At 33.1% G+C, this 17,060-nt stretch carries 32 protein-coding genes; 7 read left to right on the plus strand and 25 right to left on the minus strand.

Annotated elements, in window-relative coordinates:
- The first annotated feature begins 663 nt into the window (after positions 1–663).
- Positions 664–834: a hypothetical protein gene (locus O5633_RS03085; protein WP_269610604.1), complete on the plus strand. Its 171-nt coding sequence runs from the start codon at positions 664–666 to the stop codon at positions 832–834.
- A gap of 45 nt (positions 835–879) precedes the next feature.
- On the opposite strand, the gene O5633_RS03090 is transcribed toward O5633_RS03085, so the two are convergent.
- Positions 880–1,041, minus strand: a complete 162-nt coding sequence (locus O5633_RS03090; RefSeq protein WP_269610606.1) for a hypothetical protein — start codon at positions 1,039–1,041, stop codon at positions 880–882.
- Between the two features lie 632 nt (positions 1,042–1,673).
- Between O5633_RS03090 and O5633_RS03095 the strand changes: the two genes are divergently transcribed.
- Entirely contained in the window at positions 1,674–1,838 is a 165-nt protein-coding gene (locus tag O5633_RS03095) for a hypothetical protein (RefSeq protein ID WP_269610607.1), read from the plus strand.
- Between the two features lie 22 nt (positions 1,839–1,860).
- Here O5633_RS03095 and O5633_RS03100 read toward each other — a convergent pair whose 3' ends face one another.
- From O5633_RS03100 to O5633_RS03140, 9 genes are all read right to left on the minus strand, one after another.
- Positions 1,861–2,178 carry a hypothetical protein gene (locus O5633_RS03100; protein WP_269610609.1) on the minus strand — a complete coding sequence of 106 codons (318 nt, stop codon included), beginning with the start codon at positions 2,176–2,178 and terminating at the stop codon, positions 1,861–1,863.
- Between the two features lie 319 nt (positions 2,179–2,497).
- Positions 2,498–2,695, minus strand: a complete 198-nt coding sequence (locus O5633_RS03105; RefSeq protein ID WP_269610610.1) for a hypothetical protein — start codon at positions 2,693–2,695, stop codon at positions 2,498–2,500.
- A gap of 174 nt (positions 2,696–2,869) precedes the next feature.
- Complete coding sequence (locus O5633_RS03110) at positions 2,870–3,166, minus strand: DUF3303 domain-containing protein (RefSeq protein WP_269610611.1); 297 nt, start codon at positions 3,164–3,166, stop codon at positions 2,870–2,872.
- Positions 3,167–3,308: 142 nt separating this feature from the next.
- Positions 3,309–3,641, minus strand: a complete 333-nt coding sequence (locus O5633_RS03115) for a hypothetical protein (RefSeq protein WP_269610612.1) — start codon at positions 3,639–3,641, stop codon at positions 3,309–3,311.
- A gap of 295 nt (positions 3,642–3,936) precedes the next feature.
- Positions 3,937–4,140 carry a hypothetical protein gene (locus tag O5633_RS03120; protein WP_269610613.1) on the minus strand — a complete coding sequence of 68 codons (204 nt, stop codon included), beginning with the start codon at positions 4,138–4,140 and terminating at the stop codon, positions 3,937–3,939.
- 171 nt (positions 4,141–4,311) lie between these two features.
- On the minus strand, positions 4,312–4,464 hold the full coding sequence (locus tag O5633_RS03125; RefSeq protein ID WP_269610614.1) for a hypothetical protein: 153 nt from the start codon (positions 4,462–4,464) through the stop codon (positions 4,312–4,314).
- Between the two features lie 166 nt (positions 4,465–4,630).
- Positions 4,631–4,804: a hypothetical protein gene (locus O5633_RS03130; RefSeq protein WP_269610615.1), complete on the minus strand. Its 174-nt coding sequence runs from the start codon at positions 4,802–4,804 to the stop codon at positions 4,631–4,633.
- A 162-nt stretch (positions 4,805–4,966) separates the two neighbouring features.
- Complete coding sequence (locus O5633_RS03135) at positions 4,967–5,257, minus strand: cytochrome oxidase (protein ID WP_269610616.1); 291 nt, start codon at positions 5,255–5,257, stop codon at positions 4,967–4,969.
- A 135-nt stretch (positions 5,258–5,392) separates the two neighbouring features.
- Positions 5,393–5,560, minus strand: coding sequence for a hypothetical protein (locus O5633_RS03140; RefSeq protein ID WP_269610617.1), 168 nt, complete (start codon positions 5,558–5,560; stop codon positions 5,393–5,395).
- A gap of 744 nt (positions 5,561–6,304) precedes the next feature.
- On the opposite strand from O5633_RS03140, the gene O5633_RS03150 reads away from it, so the two are divergent.
- Positions 6,305–6,514 carry a hypothetical protein gene (locus tag O5633_RS03150; protein WP_269610618.1) on the plus strand — a complete coding sequence of 70 codons (210 nt, stop codon included), beginning with the start codon at positions 6,305–6,307 and terminating at the stop codon, positions 6,512–6,514.
- Positions 6,515–6,597: 83 nt separating this feature from the next.
- On the opposite strand, the gene O5633_RS03155 is transcribed toward O5633_RS03150, so the two are convergent.
- The 6 genes from O5633_RS03155 to O5633_RS03180 all read right to left on the minus strand — a co-directional run bounded on the left by O5633_RS03155 (position 6,598) and on the right by O5633_RS03180 (position 7,742).
- Entirely contained in the window at positions 6,598–6,723 is a 126-nt protein-coding gene (locus tag O5633_RS03155; protein ID WP_269610619.1) for a chlorophyll a/b-binding protein, read from the minus strand.
- Positions 6,723–6,872 carry a high light inducible protein gene (locus tag O5633_RS03160; protein WP_011823187.1) on the minus strand — a complete coding sequence of 50 codons (150 nt, stop codon included), beginning with the start codon at positions 6,870–6,872 and terminating at the stop codon, positions 6,723–6,725. The genes O5633_RS03155 and O5633_RS03160 overlap by 1 nt, the downstream gene beginning before the upstream one ends.
- Positions 6,872–7,018 (minus strand): high light inducible protein, encoded by a 147-nt coding sequence (locus O5633_RS03165; protein WP_011294648.1) that lies wholly within the window; start codon positions 7,016–7,018, stop codon positions 6,872–6,874. The genes O5633_RS03160 and O5633_RS03165 overlap by 1 nt, the downstream gene beginning before the upstream one ends.
- Positions 7,018–7,137 carry a high light inducible protein gene (locus O5633_RS03170; RefSeq protein ID WP_011294968.1) on the minus strand — a complete coding sequence of 40 codons (120 nt, stop codon included), beginning with the start codon at positions 7,135–7,137 and terminating at the stop codon, positions 7,018–7,020. The genes O5633_RS03165 and O5633_RS03170 overlap by 1 nt, the downstream gene beginning before the upstream one ends.
- Positions 7,138–7,157: 20 nt before the next feature.
- Complete coding sequence (locus O5633_RS03175; RefSeq protein WP_269610620.1) at positions 7,158–7,364, minus strand: high light inducible protein; 207 nt, start codon at positions 7,362–7,364, stop codon at positions 7,158–7,160.
- A 231-nt stretch (positions 7,365–7,595) separates the two neighbouring features.
- Entirely contained in the window at positions 7,596–7,742 is a 147-nt protein-coding gene (locus O5633_RS03180; RefSeq protein ID WP_269610621.1) for a hypothetical protein, read from the minus strand.
- Between the two features lie 345 nt (positions 7,743–8,087).
- Here O5633_RS03180 and psbA point away from each other — a divergent pair, with 345 nt between their 5' ends.
- On the plus strand, positions 8,088–9,170 hold the full coding sequence (gene psbA / locus O5633_RS03185) for a photosystem II q(b) protein (protein ID WP_011294225.1): 1,083 nt from the start codon (positions 8,088–8,090) through the stop codon (positions 9,168–9,170).
- Between the two features lie 206 nt (positions 9,171–9,376).
- Entirely contained in the window at positions 9,377–10,003 is a 627-nt protein-coding gene (locus O5633_RS03190; protein WP_269610622.1) for a hypothetical protein, read from the plus strand.
- A gap of 426 nt (positions 10,004–10,429) precedes the next feature.
- Here O5633_RS03190 and O5633_RS03195 read toward each other — a convergent pair whose 3' ends face one another.
- Positions 10,430–10,693: a hypothetical protein gene (locus O5633_RS03195; RefSeq protein ID WP_269610623.1), complete on the minus strand. Its 264-nt coding sequence runs from the start codon at positions 10,691–10,693 to the stop codon at positions 10,430–10,432.
- Positions 10,694–10,697: 4 nt separating this feature from the next.
- The gene (locus O5633_RS03200; protein ID WP_269611297.1) at positions 10,698–11,084 is read right to left on the minus strand and encodes a putative quinol monooxygenase; all 387 of its coding nucleotides are present in this window, start codon (positions 11,082–11,084) and stop codon (positions 10,698–10,700) included.
- 330 nt (positions 11,085–11,414) lie between these two features.
- Here O5633_RS03200 and O5633_RS03205 point away from each other — a divergent pair, with 330 nt between their 5' ends.
- Positions 11,415–11,579: a hypothetical protein gene (locus O5633_RS03205; protein WP_269610624.1), complete on the plus strand. Its 165-nt coding sequence runs from the start codon at positions 11,415–11,417 to the stop codon at positions 11,577–11,579.
- A gap of 44 nt (positions 11,580–11,623) precedes the next feature.
- Here the strand turns inward: O5633_RS03205 and O5633_RS03210 are convergent, their stop codons facing one another.
- The 4 genes from O5633_RS03210 to O5633_RS03225 all read right to left on the minus strand — a co-directional run bounded on the left by O5633_RS03210 (position 11,624) and on the right by O5633_RS03225 (position 12,962).
- Entirely contained in the window at positions 11,624–11,983 is a 360-nt protein-coding gene (locus O5633_RS03210; protein ID WP_269610625.1) for a hypothetical protein, read from the minus strand.
- 36 nt (positions 11,984–12,019) lie between these two features.
- Positions 12,020–12,187, minus strand: a complete 168-nt coding sequence (locus O5633_RS03215; RefSeq protein WP_269610627.1) for a hypothetical protein — start codon at positions 12,185–12,187, stop codon at positions 12,020–12,022.
- 45 nt (positions 12,188–12,232) lie between these two features.
- Positions 12,233–12,496, minus strand: coding sequence for a hypothetical protein (locus tag O5633_RS03220; protein ID WP_269610629.1), 264 nt, complete (start codon positions 12,494–12,496; stop codon positions 12,233–12,235).
- 139 nt (positions 12,497–12,635) lie between these two features.
- A complete protein-coding gene (locus tag O5633_RS03225; protein WP_269610630.1) occupies positions 12,636–12,962 on the minus strand; it encodes a hypothetical protein in 327 nt (108 codons plus the stop codon).
- A 764-nt stretch (positions 12,963–13,726) separates the two neighbouring features.
- On the opposite strand from O5633_RS03225, the gene O5633_RS03230 reads away from it, so the two are divergent.
- Positions 13,727–13,909 carry a hypothetical protein gene (locus O5633_RS03230; RefSeq protein WP_269610631.1) on the plus strand — a complete coding sequence of 61 codons (183 nt, stop codon included), beginning with the start codon at positions 13,727–13,729 and terminating at the stop codon, positions 13,907–13,909.
- A gap of 225 nt (positions 13,910–14,134) precedes the next feature.
- On the opposite strand, the gene O5633_RS03235 is transcribed toward O5633_RS03230, so the two are convergent.
- The 3 genes from O5633_RS03235 to O5633_RS03245 all read right to left on the minus strand — a co-directional run bounded on the left by O5633_RS03235 (position 14,135) and on the right by O5633_RS03245 (position 16,941).
- Positions 14,135–14,677, minus strand: a complete 543-nt coding sequence (locus O5633_RS03235; RefSeq protein ID WP_269610633.1) for a hypothetical protein — start codon at positions 14,675–14,677, stop codon at positions 14,135–14,137.
- 60 nt (positions 14,678–14,737) lie between these two features.
- Positions 14,738–15,079: a hypothetical protein gene (locus O5633_RS03240; protein WP_269610634.1), complete on the minus strand. Its 342-nt coding sequence runs from the start codon at positions 15,077–15,079 to the stop codon at positions 14,738–14,740.
- A 1,433-nt stretch (positions 15,080–16,512) separates the two neighbouring features.
- Positions 16,513–16,941 (minus strand): hypothetical protein, encoded by a 429-nt coding sequence (locus O5633_RS03245; protein ID WP_269610636.1) that lies wholly within the window; start codon positions 16,939–16,941, stop codon positions 16,513–16,515.
- Positions 16,942–17,060: the final 119 nt, after the last annotated feature.

Genomic DNA, 17,060 nt, shown 5'->3' on the forward strand with positions numbered 1-17,060 from the left:
TAGAGCATTATAGACTTCTGCCTTAGCAGAGACTGGATACAATAAACCTACGATTAGCAGAGGAGAAATTAACAGTTTTGCCATTTATTAGGTGAGTCGAAGTCACGATATTTTTTAGTAACCTTTTAATATTACCCAATGTATTTAATTCGATTACCTAAAGCTAATAAAGCTACAAAAGTAGTGTTTTCCTCCTCCACTATTAAATTTGAAGTTTATTGCTACATAAATCGATTACACGCAGTAAAGTTTTTACTTCATTCATCATCCCTAGACTAGTGAGTAAACCTTTTTTGCTTTCGAAAAATTGGTTAAGATCAGCTCCTGCTTTTGTCCTCATTGGAGTCAAAAGCTATTTTACTAACAATTTATTTATGCCAATGAGTTAAAAGAGTTGACGTATGGTTTGATTCTAAAATAAATGATTGAATCATCTCAAATACTTGTAACTCAAAATTTATGAAATCAAAATTTGCGGGAAACTATTGAAGAATCATTAGAAGTTTAACAAATGCCTGCTGCATTCATAGGTAAATCCAACAGCGAGAGTATAGAAATTATTATTTAATCCAACAACTTCAAACTCTCTCAATAACTTTTGCTAAGCCAATATTACAGAATAAGGAATTTCGTATAAATTTTGGCTGATCATTAAAAAACAAGATGCAAATCACAACCTTAGCTCTAGCATTTTCAGAATGGGGAATCGGTAGGTTCCCATTGGATTTAATTGTGTTCCTATCTTTAGTGCTAATTTTTGCTTTACCAGCAGGTATTAACCGAAAAAAAATTTTTGTAGAAGGTGATGCTTTTACAACTAGGTTGAAAAACTAGCTTAAATTTATAATTGTCATAATATCTCAGTAGATATATTAAGTTTTAAATGGTGGTCATGTAAGCAAGAAAGCCTACAGGAACAAAAAGCAAGGCAGCAATCGTGAAGCGAACAAGTTTTCCTGTACTTGAATCTCTTGAATAGTCAGTGAAATGTTTTGTGTTGTTCCACTCTGACCAATTTTTAGGGCTTTTTGATGATGTCATTTTTAACAATTTAAATTGCGTGAGAAATTACGGTTAAAAATTTACATAACCGATAAATACAAGTTAAGAAAAAATCCCTTCTAGCGTAGTTCGGTCGAGGTAGTGCTAACCCAAAGGATAATTTACTCTCTTAAATTTTTGACTTACCTCAAAATGTGTATCTACCAACCAGTCCGATTATTTGTGATTGTTTTTATTGACCATGACAAATACATTTACCACCCTTCCAAGCAGAGCATTTTTTCTTTTTGCACTTCTTTTTTTTCTTCTTATCTCCCATAAGAATTAAAATTTATTAATGATTTTAGTAGACGCTAATTTGTCTTGTTGGAGTATCAACTTTAAAGTTTTCATCAATAAATTCATTGTCAACTCTATCAGTAATACATAAAACCAATTAATAAATAAGTTGAATTCAGTTTTTATTGGTTGTAATACTCAAGCAATAAACAAGTAAAAAATAATTCTCCTTTTATTGCACATGTCATATAAAATGATTATCTGATAACAGTTAATAGCTAGTTAAATATATGCAATGACTAGATTTACGACAAAAAAAGTTCATTATGTTACATTAAATACAAAACGTTTTGATTCTTTGATACATCCTTCTATCTATTGACTTGATGATTATGACCAAAAAACTAACCTATCGGTACGCATTCACTTTATTGAAAATGAAGAATGCTGAAGGAAGAAATGAATATATGGATTTAGCAAAGGAAGCAAATCTAATTTGGTATCAAATAGTTAGCAAAAAAGCTAAAAACACTCCTAGGATTAACTGTAGAGCATAGTTATTTTAAAAATAATCTTTAATCAAGCGAAAGCAGGATTTTTCTCAACAAGAGTATTGTTTGCAATTTCAATCAACTTAAAAAATTGATTTTTAACAAACGATCCAAGACCAAGATCAATAAGGATGTGCAAGGCAAGGGAAATGCAAAAAATCGAATAAAAAATTAGATGACAAATAACAATATTTATAAAGTCATTTTTTTCCTTTTCTTCATTTGCTTCCGTTTCATTCACCTTCGATGGAATCAAATCTGCAAATGAATTAACTTTTGCTGATTCAACCAATCCCAATGGCATTAATTCTTGATCTTTTACTGTTGGAGCAGCAGTAGCAGTCATAAAGTAAGGCTTAACTAGATCAACCCTACTTTCTTAGTTATAAGTTTGGCTTATGTTTTTGTTATTTCGATTTAAATCTTGTTCAAATAAGCCATTGTTTTCAGATCTTTCTGCATCATTAATGGAACTTTTTGCACATCAAACCTGTTTTTTATCTTAGAAATCTTTTTTTTCAAGAAAGCTATAATGGACATAAAAAATTTTAATTTGTTTCTATTAAATCCATAACCCAAAAAGATTCAATCCGTAAGAATTACCAAAAAAGATGGGGGGGGGGGCTATTGCCCCCCTAAATAAATCTGCTGTCAACTTTTAAAGTTTACTTGGTAAAAATAGAGCTCTTCACTCCAGCTTGTTCCCACTTTTTAATTGTTGGCCTAAGGAATGACATTGGTAGGGCTGTCAAAATTGCGAACGACACAACAAGAACTAAGTCAGTAGTAAAATGATTAATTCCAAGATCTGTTCCCGCAAGCCAGAGCCAAGGAAATGCAGAAGCAAATAAAATAGTCAGCATAAATTCACATCAATTCAGCCAGAGCATATAAGACCGTTGTGTTCATTTAATTCATTGCTTAGTAAAAATTATCACTACTTTTCCTAATTCTACCGAATGTATTTACAGCCATTCAAAAGAGAAGAGATCAACTGGCTTTTTAAATCGATTTTTATTTTCAATCTAGGATTTGTTCTATGGTCTAGTTATTTTGATCAATGAGATTGTTTCTTCAAGGTCTAAACAAGGTTGAATAGATATATCCATCAATTTTCTCCAAGGATGCCAGAGCTTCCATATCGTTTCTAAAGAATCTGAGCTAACAACGCAGTGACCCGTGCCATTCTGAATCATGAAAACCCATGAATGAACATCGTAGGTTTCTGGTCTATTCTCTACTCCTCCTGTTTCATACCATTTAACCAACATATCACCACCTATTTCTTGATCTTCTCCATCATTAAATTCATAAGAGATCAGATAACGCTGCATAACTCAAGAGTAAAAAAACCAACACAACTACTTTGCATAGTTTTATCAAAAATTCAATTAAATATGATCATTCTTCAACTTTTTAATTATTCTTTTGAACTACAACTATAGAAAAGTATTTATGTCTTTTCATCCAAATCAATTAGTAAGAACAACTATTAATAATAGTTTTTTTAATCAACTTATTATTAATGGGGTTTTCCCAATTTTTTACTTGCTTAAGATCTGCATTTGCTGGGAATTTACTAAATAATCTGTTCTCACAATCAATAGCCATTAAGAAGGGATCATCGTTTATAACGGTTTGATCATCTGAGTCAATCACAGAGTGTTTAGCAATAACTGAAAGAAAACCTTTGTTATTGTATTTGATTGAATTAGGGTTTATAGATAATAATTCATTATTTGTCTTAGATACTTCTAACCATTCGATCTCCTCAGCAAATGTCTTAAAAGAAGATGAGAATAATATCATAAAAAAGATGCAAAGAAAGAGGAATCCCTGGTGTATATAATTTCTTAAAGTAATCATTATTTGTAGCTATATTTTTTAATTATGCCTACTGGAGTAAACTAATAAAAAAAAACAATCTATAGCTTATAGTAAATATACATAAATTATCTTTTCTTAAACAGTTAAAGTCTTAAGCCATAAACCAATCTCAAAATAATTTTAATTGAATTTAATATCAAGTAAAAATTCTATTCTCTTCAATACTAAACACTGAATTAGCGCTTTTGCTTATGTGGCGTAACTCGAGACTTTACGCTTACTTATAAAGATGATCATATGAAAAGTATTGCTCCATTTCTCTACCCAAAGCAAAAAGAACTTCATTAACAATTTTTAACTGCTTCTCCAATTCACTTCTCTTAAATTGCAAATCCACGAATCTTCTTTGCATCTCTGCTTGAGACCTTTTTACATAATCATCATTTTGATTAGATGTTTTTGTTGAAGGTTGGTTTTTCATTGTTTCTACATTAGTTATTTACAGAAGAGAGCCTTTATATCCTCTCCAAAGTTTTAGTTGTTCTTAGCTTTAGTCGCTTTTCTATATCTGATTTAATAGAAATAAATACCAATAGTAAATCCGTCTTAATGCGGGAGTATTAAGACCTCCGTTTTCTTACCTCAGTATTTACTAGGAGTTGAAAATCCCAGGAATAATTTTTCCACTAATTACATATGCACCTATGCCAAAAATAATTCCAAGCATGACAGGCAAACTATTATATTTTTTAGCATTATTTGGATCAAGATCCGAAGGAAACCATACATCAATGGTTTCTATCATTAGTTATTAAGCAGTTAATTCCAGATCAACAAAAAGTTAATAAAGTTAGTTTAATTAGCTACATTAATTAGTCAGCTGAACTTATTACAACTATAAATAAATAAAATAACTACTTTATGAAGGTATTCTTGGACACATATATAAAGCAGATGAATTGGACTCTGACTTAGATTAAATATGTAGATTTGGAGTAGTCATTCATTAATGATTTACTCTTCTTAGTGATTTTATTAATAGAAATCAAGGCTAAGTCATAAGAAGATAAACCAATCTCATATTCAAAAGAAAATTGATTAGCTATCGTTTTTTGTTTAGTTATAATTACTTTTGGAGTATCCATTCAAATCAGCTATATATATTATCAATAAAATCTAGATATAAATATTTGCAATAGAAGTAAAGACAGTTTAATAAGTGTTCATAAAAGCAGGTACATATAAAAAATACTAATCAAAATTATAGAAGATTAAGAATCTCGTCCATAAGTAAATAGTAATTGCTATCAAATTAAATCATCAGATATCGTTTGTGACTTTGTTTTTTTTCTCTTTGGTTTTTGAAGCTTATAACCAAACTCAAGGAGTTGATGATATGTCAATTTAGCTTGTAAAGCACTTAAAGATAAACGTTTTTCATCATCTTTTTGAAGATAGAAATTTCCTCTATTATTGACATCTGTCTCAATAGTGACAAACTCTTTTCCCTTCTTAAGAATCCAAGGCTCTTTTAGGTAGTTGCCATCCCCCTCCTTTAAATCCCATGGAACTGGTACTGGCTTTTTCTTTAATGGCATTTTGAAAAATACATACCATAATTTTAATTTTACATGCAAATCATGTGATTATCCAGTTAAAGCTATCAATACTCAAAGCTATTGTTATATTAATGAGGATCTAGTTATATATAGGTAAGATATTTTAACAGTGTTTTATGTGGTCATTTTTTGACCAATCTCTTGATTGGAAGCTATTAATTTAGATGCAATAGGGTTGACTCTGTTCTCATATTTTCTTGATCTATAGATTTGAAATTTGCAAATTTCATCACCACTTAGAAAACAATCATCAATAAAGTCATCAAGAACTTGTGATGCCATATTAAAAAATATAATTAACCAATTAATGCGTCATTAACGACTGCAAACAAGTGCGTCTTAACACCTAATTAACTATTTGTGGTTCAATCACTTCACTTCGTTTATATCAATAGGAAAGAGACACTAACTTGAAAAATCATCAATTCCTTCATTCAATACATAAAAAAAAATACCTTTAAAGATTACAAAATAATTCATGCTCTACATTCAGCATTGGAAATTCAAGCCTGGTTACCACCAAAAAGGTGCAGAAAAATTTTAACTACGGGAGCTCCATTGGTAGGATAAGTAATGTTGGGTAGATATAACGCTCCTTGGTCACTTCAAGATTGGATTCTTGTTAAAGCAGGAAATCCAAAAGCACTTTATGAGCATGCCGCTGAATGGGCTGAATATATAGATTAGAAAACTACTCCAGTATTTGCAGATGAAAAAGTGGGTCCCATTTGCGCAAAAATCTAAAGTTAAATCAAACCTAAATAATTAACCTTGATTTGATTGAGATAAATCTTTCTCTTACCATCTGTAGAAGCTAAGAGAAAAACGCAAACAAAGAAAATCTCGTGTAGATCCCTAGGAGGTGAGCTATTAAGGTTTATTGACCACAGTCTTAATACATGAAGATTTTGTATTTGCTTTATATGAAACTTAAAAAAAACTACAATATAACGGTATGAACCAATTAAATGATTTAAAATTTTTAATTATTAGCTTTTTAATAGGCGAAAATATAAAGAAAGAGAAATGAAAAGAGTTTTCCAATTGAGAAGGTATCTTGAATGGAGAGATTTAACACCTGAAGAAAAGCTCTCAGCCAAAAGATTCTTATTAATACCATTATTTGGATATTTAATAATTGGGATATTTAATCAGAACTTTTCGTTGATTGTTCTACTTCTAATTGGATATGTTCTTTATAAAAAATTTGAAAAAGGGGGCATTATCAAGAAATAAAAAAACTACGTTTTAGAGGAATAAAAAAGTCCCAACCGTAATAACAGAGAAGGAGCAATTTTTATTAGATCTTAAAGATAGGACTAAATAATCCCTGGAATAATCCAGCCAGTTAGTCCGTAGTTAATGACTGCAGCAAAGAAGCCCATCATCGCGAGACGACCATTCATTATTTCAGCTGTTTTCCAGTAGTTAGTTTCTTTGTTCATTACACGAAACCTGGAATGATTTGACCTGTTGTTGCATATGCACCAACTAGAGCAATGCATCCAAATAATGCAGCATAGCCGTTAAGTCTTTCTGCAGTTACCTTTTCAGGATCAATGTTTCTGCTGTTGTTGTTGTTTTGAGTAGTCATTACACAACACCTGGAATGATTTGACCTGTTGTTAGATATGCACCAATGAGTGCCCAGCATCCAACAAATGCTGCGTAGCCATTGAGTCTTTCAGCAATTACTTTGCCTTCTTCAACTCTTGGAGTTTCAGTGGTTTGATTTTTCATTAAACGACACCTGGAATAAGTTGACCGGTTGTTAGATAGATACCTGTTAGTAGAACGAATGCCATCATGGCTGGTCTGCCGATGCTTCTTTCTAGGATTGTTTTGTTAGATGGTTGCATTGTTATTGGTAGTTATTGGTTTAGAAAATTCCAGGAATGATTTGACCTGTGGTGAAATATGAAATCAAAAGACTGATCATTCCGATCATTGCCCAACGGCCATTTGTCTTTTCAGCTTCTTCTGGATAGCTGGTGTAGTCCTCTACAAGCTGAGGCTGTGTTTCACGGCCAAAGATGTTTTGCTTGCCGTACTCAGTGATTACTTGAGAAGAAGATGAAGTCGTCATTACTGGAATTGCATTGATGTGAATAAATGTAAAGTATTGCTTTGGTAGTGCAAAGATACGGTCCGGTACGGCTTCTTCTAATCCTTAATAGAGATGAACCTCAAAAACTAAATACAGCAACTAATTAGAGAGATATTAATCCAGTGATTAGATTTATTGATGATTCTGATAAGTATAAATAGCCCAAAATGGTTAGCACTACTTCAACCGTCCTACAGCTATTGAGTGTTTCTATTTTTGTTTATAACTATCTATACAACTTGAAAAAACCAAACGTTTAGTCATACTTGCAATCAACAAAACTACTGCTACAAAACCAATCGTTTTATGGAATCTATCTGCACTTCTTCTATTATCAGGTGCTAATGAAGTTGGCATAACACTATTCGCCTAGGTAATAGTGTAAAAACTCAAATATTTCGAACTAAATAATTAAAGAAATAAAAGATCAGACAAGAAAAGTTGCTTGATAAATTTCTACATTTATAAATTTGAGTAAAAATTTGCTTAACTTCTATTTTACTTATCAATCAGGCCATTAGCTGGCAAGAGAACTTATCGAATAAGAAAAAATTATTCACCTAAACAGATTTACTAATTTCCATTAACCAAATTTTGGTGAGTTTACCCATCCTAGATATCTTATTTAGAAGCTAAATTTGGTCCGTCAGATTTTCTGATCTTACTTAATGCCCTTACGGGCAAAACAAAACGTTCTTATTCATGACCACCATTCAGCAGCAACGTTCTTCGTTGCTCAAAGGTTGGCCACAATTCTGCGAGTGGGTTACTTCCACCAACAACCGTATCTATGTCGGTTGGTTCGGTGTATTGATGATCCCTTGCCTTCTTGCGGCAACAACTTGTTTCATCGTTGCATTTATCGCTGCTCCTCCAGTTGATATCGACGGTATCCGTGAGCCAGTAGCTGGTTCATTTATGTATGGAAACAACATCATTTCTGGTGCTGTTGTTCCTTCAAGTAACGCTATCGGCCTTCACTTCTACCCAATCTGGGAAGCAGCAACTCTTGATGAGTGGCTATATAACGGCGGCCCTTACCAGCTTGTAATCTTCCACTTCCTTATTGGTATCTCTGCATACATGGGACGTCAGTGGGAGCTTTCATACCGTTTAGGTATGCGCCCATGGATCTGTGTTGCTTACTCAGCTCCTGTATCAGCAGCTTTCGCTGTATTCCTTGTTTACCCATTCGGTCAGGGTTCATTCTCTGATGGTATGCCTCTAGGAATCTCTGGAACATTCAACTTCATGTTCGTTTTCCAGGCTGAGCACAACATCTTGATGCACCCATTCCATATGGCTGGTGTAGCAGGTATGTTCGGTGGTGCTTTGTTCTCTGCAATGCACGGTTCTTTGGTTACTTCATCACTTATCCGTGAGACAACAGGACTTGATTCACAGAACTACGGTTACAAGTTTGGACAAGAAGAAGAGACATACAACATCGTTGCAGCTCATGGCTACTTCGGTCGTTTGATCTTCCAATATGCAAGCTTCAACAACAGCCGTAGCCTTCACTTCTTCTTGGCTTCATGGCCAGTGATTTGTGTTTGGTTGACATCTATGGGCATCTGCACCATGGCGTTCAACTTGAACGGTTTCAACTTCAACCAGTCTGTAGTTGATACTTCAGGCAAGGTTGTACCAACCTGGGGTGACGTACTTAACCGTGCAAACCTTGGTATGGAAGTAATGCACGAGCGTAATGCTCACAACTTCCCACTTGACCTAGCAGCTGCTGAGTCTACTTCTGTAGCTCTTGTTGCACCTGCAATCGGTTAAGTCTTTAACTTGATATTTCTAAAGCCCTCTTTGCGAGGGCTTTTTTGTCCTTTATTAGATTAGAGAAAACAAAAAGAGAGCAACTGAAAATTTACTATCAAATCTCTTTAACTATTAAGTCCTATTGCTCTGTCTCTATGGAAAACCTATAAGAGATTTATAAAGGAATGACTAATTAAGACTGAGCTTCCTAATGGTTCCGAGAAATGAATATATCTAAATTTCTATTAATTGATGCAGCATTAGCAATTTCAGCAATACCTTTAATATTTTTGCTTCAAGGTGGGAAAAGAAAGTCTCCACTTTTAACAAGCTCAAATAAAAAAGAACCCTTAGGAAAGTCTTCTATCAGACTACCAGATAAAGAAAAGCTTCTAGGACTGGAAATACTTGCAAAATATCAAGGTAGCGGAATTGAATTTTATTCGCTTATTGGAGATTGGAGGTTTGTCTCTGTATGGAAAAAAGACATCGACGAAGAAGATCCTATCTTTAGTTCATTGCTAAGAATTTTCTCTGCGAAAATAGAGTTTAAAAAGGAAATCTCAACTGAGAATTCAACTAAATTTTCTGTTGTCACATCCATTCAATTTGGACTTTTCACCATCGAGTTTTCTGGTTCTGGTTGTTTAAAAGGTAAACAACCTTTATTACCATTCGTTTTTAACTTAATTGAACTTAAATCAGGTTCAAATATTTTATTAAGTAGATCTCTTAAGGAACCCGAAGAAAAGGAAAAGTCATTTTTTGCCCTAATCGCATTAGAAGAAAATGGCAAATGGCTTTCAGCCAGAGGACAAGGAGGAGCGGTAGTGATTTGGTTGAGAGATTGATTCAACTAGTGAAGAGTATAGGATAGTCTCCACTCTCTTCACTTGACTAAATCTAATATCTGAAATCCTATAGCGGTGTTTTTAAAGTTCATTTAGATAGATCACCTATCACTTCTAAAAGGCGAATTATAGTTAGCCATGTTAATGGTATAAAGAGTGTATTGAAACAGCTATACCCAAAAAACCAACAACTAGAATTGGTGAGGAAGAAGGGAAAGTATACGTAGGAATTGAAATCATAATGAGCTATGAATGACCTTTCTAAAAGATATAATTATTATTTGGTAGGTGTTTTTACGACAGTTAATCACGGTTACCTCTCCAATGATTCTCAGATCATCTATTTAGTCAAAAATACTCTTAATCTCACAAACCACTGATTCATTTTTAAGATTAAAAGTCGTACTAAAAAAGGTGTTCATAACATTATTCAACAAGCTCAAGCTTATAAACAATATCTTTGCAATTGTTTGCTTTGTCCCATTCTCTAGCAAATGGAGTATCAAGTATTTCTATAAAAGCTTCTAAGCTTGTGACGTTATAGAAGGAATGTGATTTATGATCATTGATTTTGTTTAAGTCATAGTCAATAACAACTCCATCACCATATTCCTTGACGAAATTTTTAATCGTTTCTTCATAGTATTCAAAGGAGCAATCAAACGTACATACAATAAATAGTCTTGCCATTTAATTAGACCCTGCTGTAACCAAGTTTGCTTTCAAAAATTTTCAATGGCAATCCAGTTGATCCCATTGCCGCTTTGCATTTTTCTCCAACAGTCCCATAAACCTCGACGGTAAAATTATCTCCAAGTTCTGCATGACACTGTAAATATTCCGCTACAGGTGGATTTGCTAAATGAGCAAGGAAAGCTTCGTCATTTTTATAAACTTCGGACCAAACGAAACAAAGAGGATTCTCGGGATCTTGATCAAAAGTATGGTGCAACATTCCTGGTTCTGAATCCTCAACAGCCTTATCAGTTTTAGCGGCAAGTAATAAATATTCTTGAACCTTGTCTGGCTTCACTTGAATACGAGCAAGAAGAATAAAGGGTGTTTCGGCTCCGAATGACATTAATTTTTCTAGGTTAAAACTAACCATTGCATATTTCTTTTAAAAATGCTGTATTAGTTGGCCAACTCTTCAGGCTCTTCTGACATAAACATTTTTAATTTAAAAAGGTTCGGGTCTCCAAGTTGATGGCGTTTAAAACAAACAGAACAAAAATAATAATTCACCAAACTACCGGAGATGACAGGAAAAAGATAGCTGAGATATACCATTTAGTGAATCAGGTAGGATATTTTACTACCAACCGAACAGCGTTAATACTCAACTTTCTTTTTTACATAGACAAAATCTGTTTTCAGTTGCCAAAATATTTAAAAAGTCCTTACTTCGACTATGGATTCTTATACAAAAGATACGCATAGGTACGCTTTTGAGCTAGTTAAAGCTGCAAGGACAATGCCAGTCCATTTAGCTGAAAAGTTGCAACATATAAAACAATTGAGATTTAACTATCAGCTAAAGGCTTTAAGAAAAAGAATCAATAAAAGAATCACCTAAGGAGAGGCTATTAATATCATTTATTATTTTTGCTGTGTAGGTTTTTATGAAGTCCTCTCTTTAAATTGATCAGGTATTGGAAAATCTTCTCGTATTTGTTTTAAACGTTTTTTGTAAATAGTTTCGTAATCTGGATCACGACTTTTATAGGCGTTGTAATTTTGCCCTTCAAAATCTTCTTCTTTAATTAATTCTTCTACTTGCTTAATAAGGTCTCTATAGATATCTGCTCCAATAATCTGATCTTTAGTAAGTTCGCTCCCATTAGAATCAGCGTATTGAATAATCCCTTTGTAAGTAAAAAGCCATTGCCTCCTTGCTAGTGGATCTAATGCGATAACTTCTTTGACTATAAAGGTTGTACAAAGTTTGAACTTTACTTCTAAATCGTTAGTTTCAATCACAAAGGAAGGAGCTTATCTTCCCTAAATTGTAGATAACTATTTTGGAATTAATTCATACGGTTTGAATCCCTCAACAGGAATGGATATGATTTCATCTTCAGTTGAGTAATTTTGATTCATTTTTTTCTGCATCTCAGAATTACTCGCCAAAAAGAAAACACCAAGTGCAGCAATAAATGGGAAAAGGTTTTTTATTGTTTTCATTAGTTTTTTTCAGTAGAAAAGATCTCTAAACTCCAGAGAATTTAGTTATTCAATAAGTTCAAGAGTATAAACAATATCTTTGCAGTTATTTCTTTTGTCGAACTCTTTAGCTTCATCGCTTTCTAATGAGGCTCCAAATTTATTCATATCGGTGATATGAATTAACGTATGAGCTTTATGGTCATTTACTTTTACAAACTCATAGTCACTTACATAATCCTTAACCAAGCAACCAAAGAAATTCTCAGTAATTTCTTTTTCAAATTCTTCAAAAGTACAGCTAAAACTGGAAATAATGAGGGTATTCATAAAAAATGATCAGAACAATAGTTAGGGTTGTACTTTTTTATAGCATTTCTGTAAGGATAGACATATCTTTAGATTCTTCTGACATATCAGGAAATTTCATACTTTCAATACTAATAGAGTATGACGGTTGGGAATTTAATTAGCCTTTCATAGCTTCTTCAATAATAGAAATCTCTCTGGTGTTTCTTCTATTTAGTCCACGCAGGTCTAATTGAAAGCGTATTACCTCCAATGCAAGTTTGTTAAATCGAAAGGTTGCTTGTACATATCCATGTGAGTAATCAGATTCAAAATATCCAAAACCCTTCAAGTCTTTTACGAGGATATAACTATCAAAAATTTTGCTATACCATCTTATCAGCATACTGTTGTCCATAATGTCAGCTATAGCTATACGAGATATAGTTTTAGCTCTTACAGCGAAGTAATCATTAAGGTCCTGGTAGATAGGCAAAAAGAATTTCATTAACCCTTTCTAGCTGATCTTTCTCAACTCATCTTCTTGCTATGAACAAAGTTATAAAAAGCAACCATATTAGTCACAAATAAATCAAGAGAATTAACACCATTGTTTGGAGTCATATCTAAAACGGACAAACCTTAAACTTTAAAAACTCACCAATGAATTTCTTTAAAACCTCATTTGCTGTCAGCGATAGCTTTATCAAGTTCTTTTATAACTCTTGAACCTGCAAAGTCTAATGAGAAGATAGAAGTTACTCCATTATTAATTCAATCAACGAGGAGGACTTAGCGGTAAAAGACCTCATACCCAAGATAAAAAAAAGCTGAACTAAGACTTTTAAAAGTCAATATTCCAGTCGGATTAATGACTCCCTTACATATACATCCAGCACCAATACTGGTTTTTCTACAACAAGGAAAACTAAAACACTCAAGAGGTGAGACCATTAATTTTTTTAGCGCTGGAGAATCATTTATTGAAAGCGATAGTGGTTCTCCTTACTTATTTGAGAGCGTAGACAAAAAGCCAGCGTTCTTTTTGTCGGTGTGTCATCTGCTACTGGTCTACCTACAACAATTAATAAATAGTTAGTCCCAGTTTTTGCTATTAAAATAAATTCAAATATTTATAAATCCTGAAACCAAGCAAGGGATATGAAAACGGATCTTTATCTCATAACATATGTAATATGTAATCTCAATTTTAAGGCTATAAAAAACATAGGAAGCTAATCAGCTGCCACTAATCTATAGGACTATTGATCGATGGTTTCATTTGCTAGAGCAAGAACAAGATCATTGCTATCAAGGCTGTGGCCTGCGACAGAAAAAAGCATTAACAATCAAACATTTGAGTCGCACAAGTCAAAAAAGCTGATTGAAGATATTGCCGAGCAAAACAAGTGTTTCTTGGAAGCAAGCAAGAATGGTGGAATGTGGTTTTCTTAGAGCATTGACTTAAAGGCAGAGTTGAGACCTATCTCTGAATGATATCGGCGGAAGGTTAGGGCTGAGATAAAGCTCTCCAAAACAAGCTAATAGTTTTGGTTGAATTTATTTAATTAGAATATAAAAAATAGATAAAAAATTATTTGGGTGATTCATTAAATCAAGCAAAGCATTGAAACTTAAAATATCGAATTCTATAACAAGAAATAAATTATTGAAGATCAATTATTTATTGGCCTCTTCCTCAATGTATTTTTTAAGGGTATAACCATGACAATCAAATGGATATTCTGCCCTAGTCATCTCGCTTGCCTGAGTCTTATCAGCATCATTACCTCTAAATTTCCGACAATCACATATAAAGTCCATCTTGGTTCCATCCTTATAATCTTTCACTCTCGTATCTAGCCATTCTTTTGCTTGCTCAGGCATCTCATTACAAGCAATCCATGACCCCCAGAACAGTGCATCAAACATTTGTATTGCTTCTGCTCTTTTATTTGGCCCTGCCAAGTCCTCACAAAAATTTCTTACTGGACAGTCTTTTCTACTGATATAAAACTTTTTAGCTTGATTCTCATAACCTCTTACATATATTTTTTTATTATTTACTGCGTCCAAAGCAGCGTTTAATTGATCTCCTCCGAATGTATTGGTTATTCTAGCTTTATCAATTGATATCTGATCAGTAAGTTCCGTTTCACTTTCAGTAGCGATATCATCTCTTCTGACATCAAATTGTCCAAGCACTTCAATTTGTTCAGTCATATAGGTGCAACTCATCTTCCATTAGATTGAATGATTTTATTCTAATTTGTGCAAAACGATCTATGGCTTAAAAAGAAAAGTCCTTTTAATTATTAATTCATGTCTCTTCCCAATTATTTCGTTTTTTGAAAGAACTTTTCCATTTCTAACTTGGTACTCTAATCCAATAAATTGATTGCTTAATTGATCCATTTGACAGACTCTTTTGGAAACTCTCTTTATTTTCCATTTCCTTTGCATTCCGCCATCAACTTGTTTCCAGTCTTTTATCCACATGAGGTAAGTTCCTCCCTCATGAACCCATTTATCACATTCTCTTTTAGCCTCTATTTCGTCAAAAGCGTCTGCATTCAGAGAAAAAAAAAGACAAAAAAATATTGCGAAAAATAATGAGCGTTTCATAAAGCAATGATGATTTGAAAGTTCATTTCTCAAACCAAATCAAGTCATGTAATCCAACTCTCAGATAAGAAAAAGATGAGTTTGCGCAACCATGTATTAACTAGATTCTCAATATAAGTCAATTTGTTTCTTAAGTTTATATCAGATTAATTTTATAAATATTAGCTGACTTGTTGATGCTGCAATTACAACTAAAAAGCTATGACTAATTGATTGTCACACCATTACAGTTAAAGCCACTGCACTGAAGCTTGAATAAGAGAGATAAAACATAATGATGGAAAGTTGGAAAAGCCTTATCTAGGCCAATAAAAAAAATCAATAAAGAAATTAAAGTCATTGAAAGGTATTGCATCCAATGAATTCCAAGACTATCTAATCCACGGTTATTAAAATCTTTGATATCAATTTAATTTTTGTAAAATCCTAACCCAAAAATTATGTAGTTACTTTGATTAAGCGGGACTTTAGAAGAAATTTGTTTATGGAATACTTTATTGAAAGGATTTTTCCATAAATTCCATCTAAATGTTGAATTATCGGCTTAAAAGGATTCATGTCCATTGTCTTTTCCTAAAGCTAAACGATTACTGAAGTGCCAATTTGAAATGCACCAGCCAGGAGAAGTAACGCAGGAAGATTCCAAAGGATTAAAACTTTTAAAGCAGTTTTTTTATATGTTGCAGCATTCATTTTGGTTTTAAAAATTAAGAGAAACTTAGAATTCAAACTTTGATGAGTGGAATATAAGAAAGTTTGTGGTTTGAGTTAGGTTCGGTCAGGGTAGGGCTAACCGTGAAATTAATTTTTCTTCTGTATTTGAAAAACTATTAGCCACGCATCATGTGAATTAGCAAACCCGTGAAAACAGCAAGTTTTCCAGCTACAAAATAAGGAATAAACTTTTTGATTATTGTTTTAGATATTTCTTTTATAGACTCAGTCATATCAGACCTAAGCTACCAAAAGTGAAACCAACTCCGCAGAAGAAAGCAAATTCAGCTAAATCTCTGCATCCTGATGGGATAGAATTTAATGCAACGTTAATTCGTTGAGCCATTTGACCTTGTACTCGCAGGTGAATGTGAAAAGTTACTATAAAATTAAGAACAAATACTCAGACACGTGACAGTTCAAAGGTGGGGTTTTCGAGAATTAGTTCAACTTATGATTCAGAATCTCTTTGTTTTCACCATAGTTATAGAAAACTGGCAAAGAAAGCAATCCAAAAATAATTCCATAGAGCAGCATCCTTTAATAGCTCTTTCCCGTTATCTTTCTTTGTATACCAAATCCTGAATGGAAATAGCTTCATAAAAACATCATGCAGCTTAACTTTTTAAATTGTTTGACTTTCAAATAACAGTTATGCCTCAAAGAATAGATCACATATATTTGGCAAGTCCCTCAAAAGTTGGGAGGTAGTTTCTCTACTAGATTTCTTTAGCTAAATATTCGATATAATTTTTCAAAGTAAAACCATGAGAATCATCATTACCTTTTACACACTCAATATCATCAATAAGGTCTAAATCATGTCCCGCCATTAGCTCCTTAACTCTGGCATTAAACCAATCCTTGAGGGGTTTCTCTATTGCACCTTTTTGATGTTGAGACCATAAATAAGTATCAAAAGCTTTTACAGCATCCTCTCTGCTCCACTTTGGTAGACCAAGGAAATGATTTTTAACAGGACAATCTTTCCTATTGATGTAGTGCTTTTTAGCAGTCTTAGAAATTCCTCTTACGTACCGTTCTCCTGCATTTGTATTTTTAACTAACAACTGACCTGCTGTATTTTCATCTTTAACTTGAACCTCTCTTCTAAGATCCTTTTTACCTAAGACTTGTATTGGGTCCATAACTAGTTAGCTTTTTTTAGGATGACTTAATTTCGATCGAAAATCATTGAATACATTTTTCCAGTAATTAATCACAAAATAAGGAATAGGTTTATTTAGGGGCATTTGTAAAGAGTGAT

It is taken from the genome of Prochlorococcus marinus str. MIT 1013, from assembly GCF_027359395.1.
Classification (GTDB): domain Bacteria; phylum Cyanobacteriota; class Cyanobacteriia; order PCC-6307; family Cyanobiaceae; genus Prochlorococcus_B; species Prochlorococcus_B marinus_E.

What these genes read in the sequence shown, in the direction of transcription:
- O5633_RS03085 (WP_269610604.1), top strand. Translation starts at nt 664, where the DNA reads ATGCAAATCACAACCTTAGCTCTAGCATTTTCAGAATGGGGAATCGGT.
- O5633_RS03090 (WP_269610606.1), bottom strand. Translation starts at nt 1,041, where the DNA reads ATGACATCATCAAAAAGCCCTAAAAATTGGTCAGAGTGGAACAACACA.
- O5633_RS03095 (WP_269610607.1), top strand. Translation starts at nt 1,674, where the DNA reads ATGACCAAAAAACTAACCTATCGGTACGCATTCACTTTATTGAAAATG.
- O5633_RS03100 (WP_269610609.1), bottom strand. Translation starts at nt 2,178, where the DNA reads ATGACTGCTACTGCTGCTCCAACAGTAAAAGATCAAGAATTAATGCCA.
- O5633_RS03105 (WP_269610610.1), bottom strand. Translation starts at nt 2,695, where the DNA reads ATGCTGACTATTTTATTTGCTTCTGCATTTCCTTGGCTCTGGCTTGCG.
- O5633_RS03110 (WP_269610611.1), bottom strand. Translation starts at nt 3,166, where the DNA reads ATGCAGCGTTATCTGATCTCTTATGAATTTAATGATGGAGAAGATCAA.
- O5633_RS03115 (WP_269610612.1), bottom strand. Translation starts at nt 3,641, where the DNA reads ATGATATTATTCTCATCTTCTTTTAAGACATTTGCTGAGGAGATCGAA.
- O5633_RS03120 (WP_269610613.1), bottom strand. Translation starts at nt 4,140, where the DNA reads ATGAAAAACCAACCTTCAACAAAAACATCTAATCAAAATGATGATTAT.
- O5633_RS03125 (WP_269610614.1), bottom strand. Translation starts at nt 4,464, where the DNA reads ATGATAGAAACCATTGATGTATGGTTTCCTTCGGATCTTGATCCAAAT.
- O5633_RS03130 (WP_269610615.1), bottom strand. Translation starts at nt 4,804, where the DNA reads ATGGATACTCCAAAAGTAATTATAACTAAACAAAAAACGATAGCTAAT.
- O5633_RS03135 (WP_269610616.1), bottom strand. Translation starts at nt 5,257, where the DNA reads ATGCCATTAAAGAAAAAGCCAGTACCAGTTCCATGGGATTTAAAGGAG.
- O5633_RS03140 (WP_269610617.1), bottom strand. Translation starts at nt 5,560, where the DNA reads ATGGCATCACAAGTTCTTGATGACTTTATTGATGATTGTTTTCTAAGT.
- O5633_RS03150 (WP_269610618.1), top strand. Translation starts at nt 6,305, where the DNA reads ATGAAAAGAGTTTTCCAATTGAGAAGGTATCTTGAATGGAGAGATTTA.
- O5633_RS03155 (WP_269610619.1), bottom strand. Translation starts at nt 6,723, where the DNA reads ATGAACAAAGAAACTAACTACTGGAAAACAGCTGAAATAATGAATGGT.
- O5633_RS03160 (WP_011823187.1), bottom strand. Translation starts at nt 6,872, where the DNA reads ATGACTACTCAAAACAACAACAACAGCAGAAACATTGATCCTGAAAAG.
- O5633_RS03165 (WP_011294648.1), bottom strand. Translation starts at nt 7,018, where the DNA reads ATGAAAAATCAAACCACTGAAACTCCAAGAGTTGAAGAAGGCAAAGTA.
- O5633_RS03170 (WP_011294968.1), bottom strand. Translation starts at nt 7,137, where the DNA reads ATGCAACCATCTAACAAAACAATCCTAGAAAGAAGCATCGGCAGACCA.
- O5633_RS03175 (WP_269610620.1), bottom strand. Translation starts at nt 7,364, where the DNA reads ATGACGACTTCATCTTCTTCTCAAGTAATCACTGAGTACGGCAAGCAA.
- O5633_RS03180 (WP_269610621.1), bottom strand. Translation starts at nt 7,742, where the DNA reads ATGCCAACTTCATTAGCACCTGATAATAGAAGAAGTGCAGATAGATTC.
- psbA (WP_011294225.1), top strand. Translation starts at nt 8,088, where the DNA reads ATGACCACCATTCAGCAGCAACGTTCTTCGTTGCTCAAAGGTTGGCCA.
- O5633_RS03190 (WP_269610622.1), top strand. Translation starts at nt 9,377, where the DNA reads ATGAATATATCTAAATTTCTATTAATTGATGCAGCATTAGCAATTTCA.
- O5633_RS03195 (WP_269610623.1), bottom strand. Translation starts at nt 10,693, where the DNA reads ATGGCAAGACTATTTATTGTATGTACGTTTGATTGCTCCTTTGAATAC.
- O5633_RS03200 (WP_269611297.1), bottom strand. Translation starts at nt 11,084, where the DNA reads ATGTCATTCGGAGCCGAAACACCCTTTATTCTTCTTGCTCGTATTCAA.
- O5633_RS03205 (WP_269610624.1), top strand. Translation starts at nt 11,415, where the DNA reads ATGGATTCTTATACAAAAGATACGCATAGGTACGCTTTTGAGCTAGTT.
- O5633_RS03215 (WP_269610627.1), bottom strand. Translation starts at nt 12,187, where the DNA reads ATGAAAACAATAAAAAACCTTTTCCCATTTATTGCTGCACTTGGTGTT.
- O5633_RS03220 (WP_269610629.1), bottom strand. Translation starts at nt 12,496, where the DNA reads ATGAATACCCTCATTATTTCCAGTTTTAGCTGTACTTTTGAAGAATTT.
- O5633_RS03225 (WP_269610630.1), bottom strand. Translation starts at nt 12,962, where the DNA reads ATGAAATTCTTTTTGCCTATCTACCAGGACCTTAATGATTACTTCGCT.
- O5633_RS03230 (WP_269610631.1), top strand. Translation starts at nt 13,727, where the DNA reads ATGGTTTCATTTGCTAGAGCAAGAACAAGATCATTGCTATCAAGGCTG.
- O5633_RS03235 (WP_269610633.1), bottom strand. Translation starts at nt 14,677, where the DNA reads ATGACTGAACAAATTGAAGTGCTTGGACAATTTGATGTCAGAAGAGAT.
- O5633_RS03240 (WP_269610634.1), bottom strand. Translation starts at nt 15,079, where the DNA reads ATGAAACGCTCATTATTTTTCGCAATATTTTTTTGTCTTTTTTTTTCT.
- O5633_RS03245 (WP_269610636.1), bottom strand. Translation starts at nt 16,941, where the DNA reads ATGGACCCAATACAAGTCTTAGGTAAAAAGGATCTTAGAAGAGAGGTT.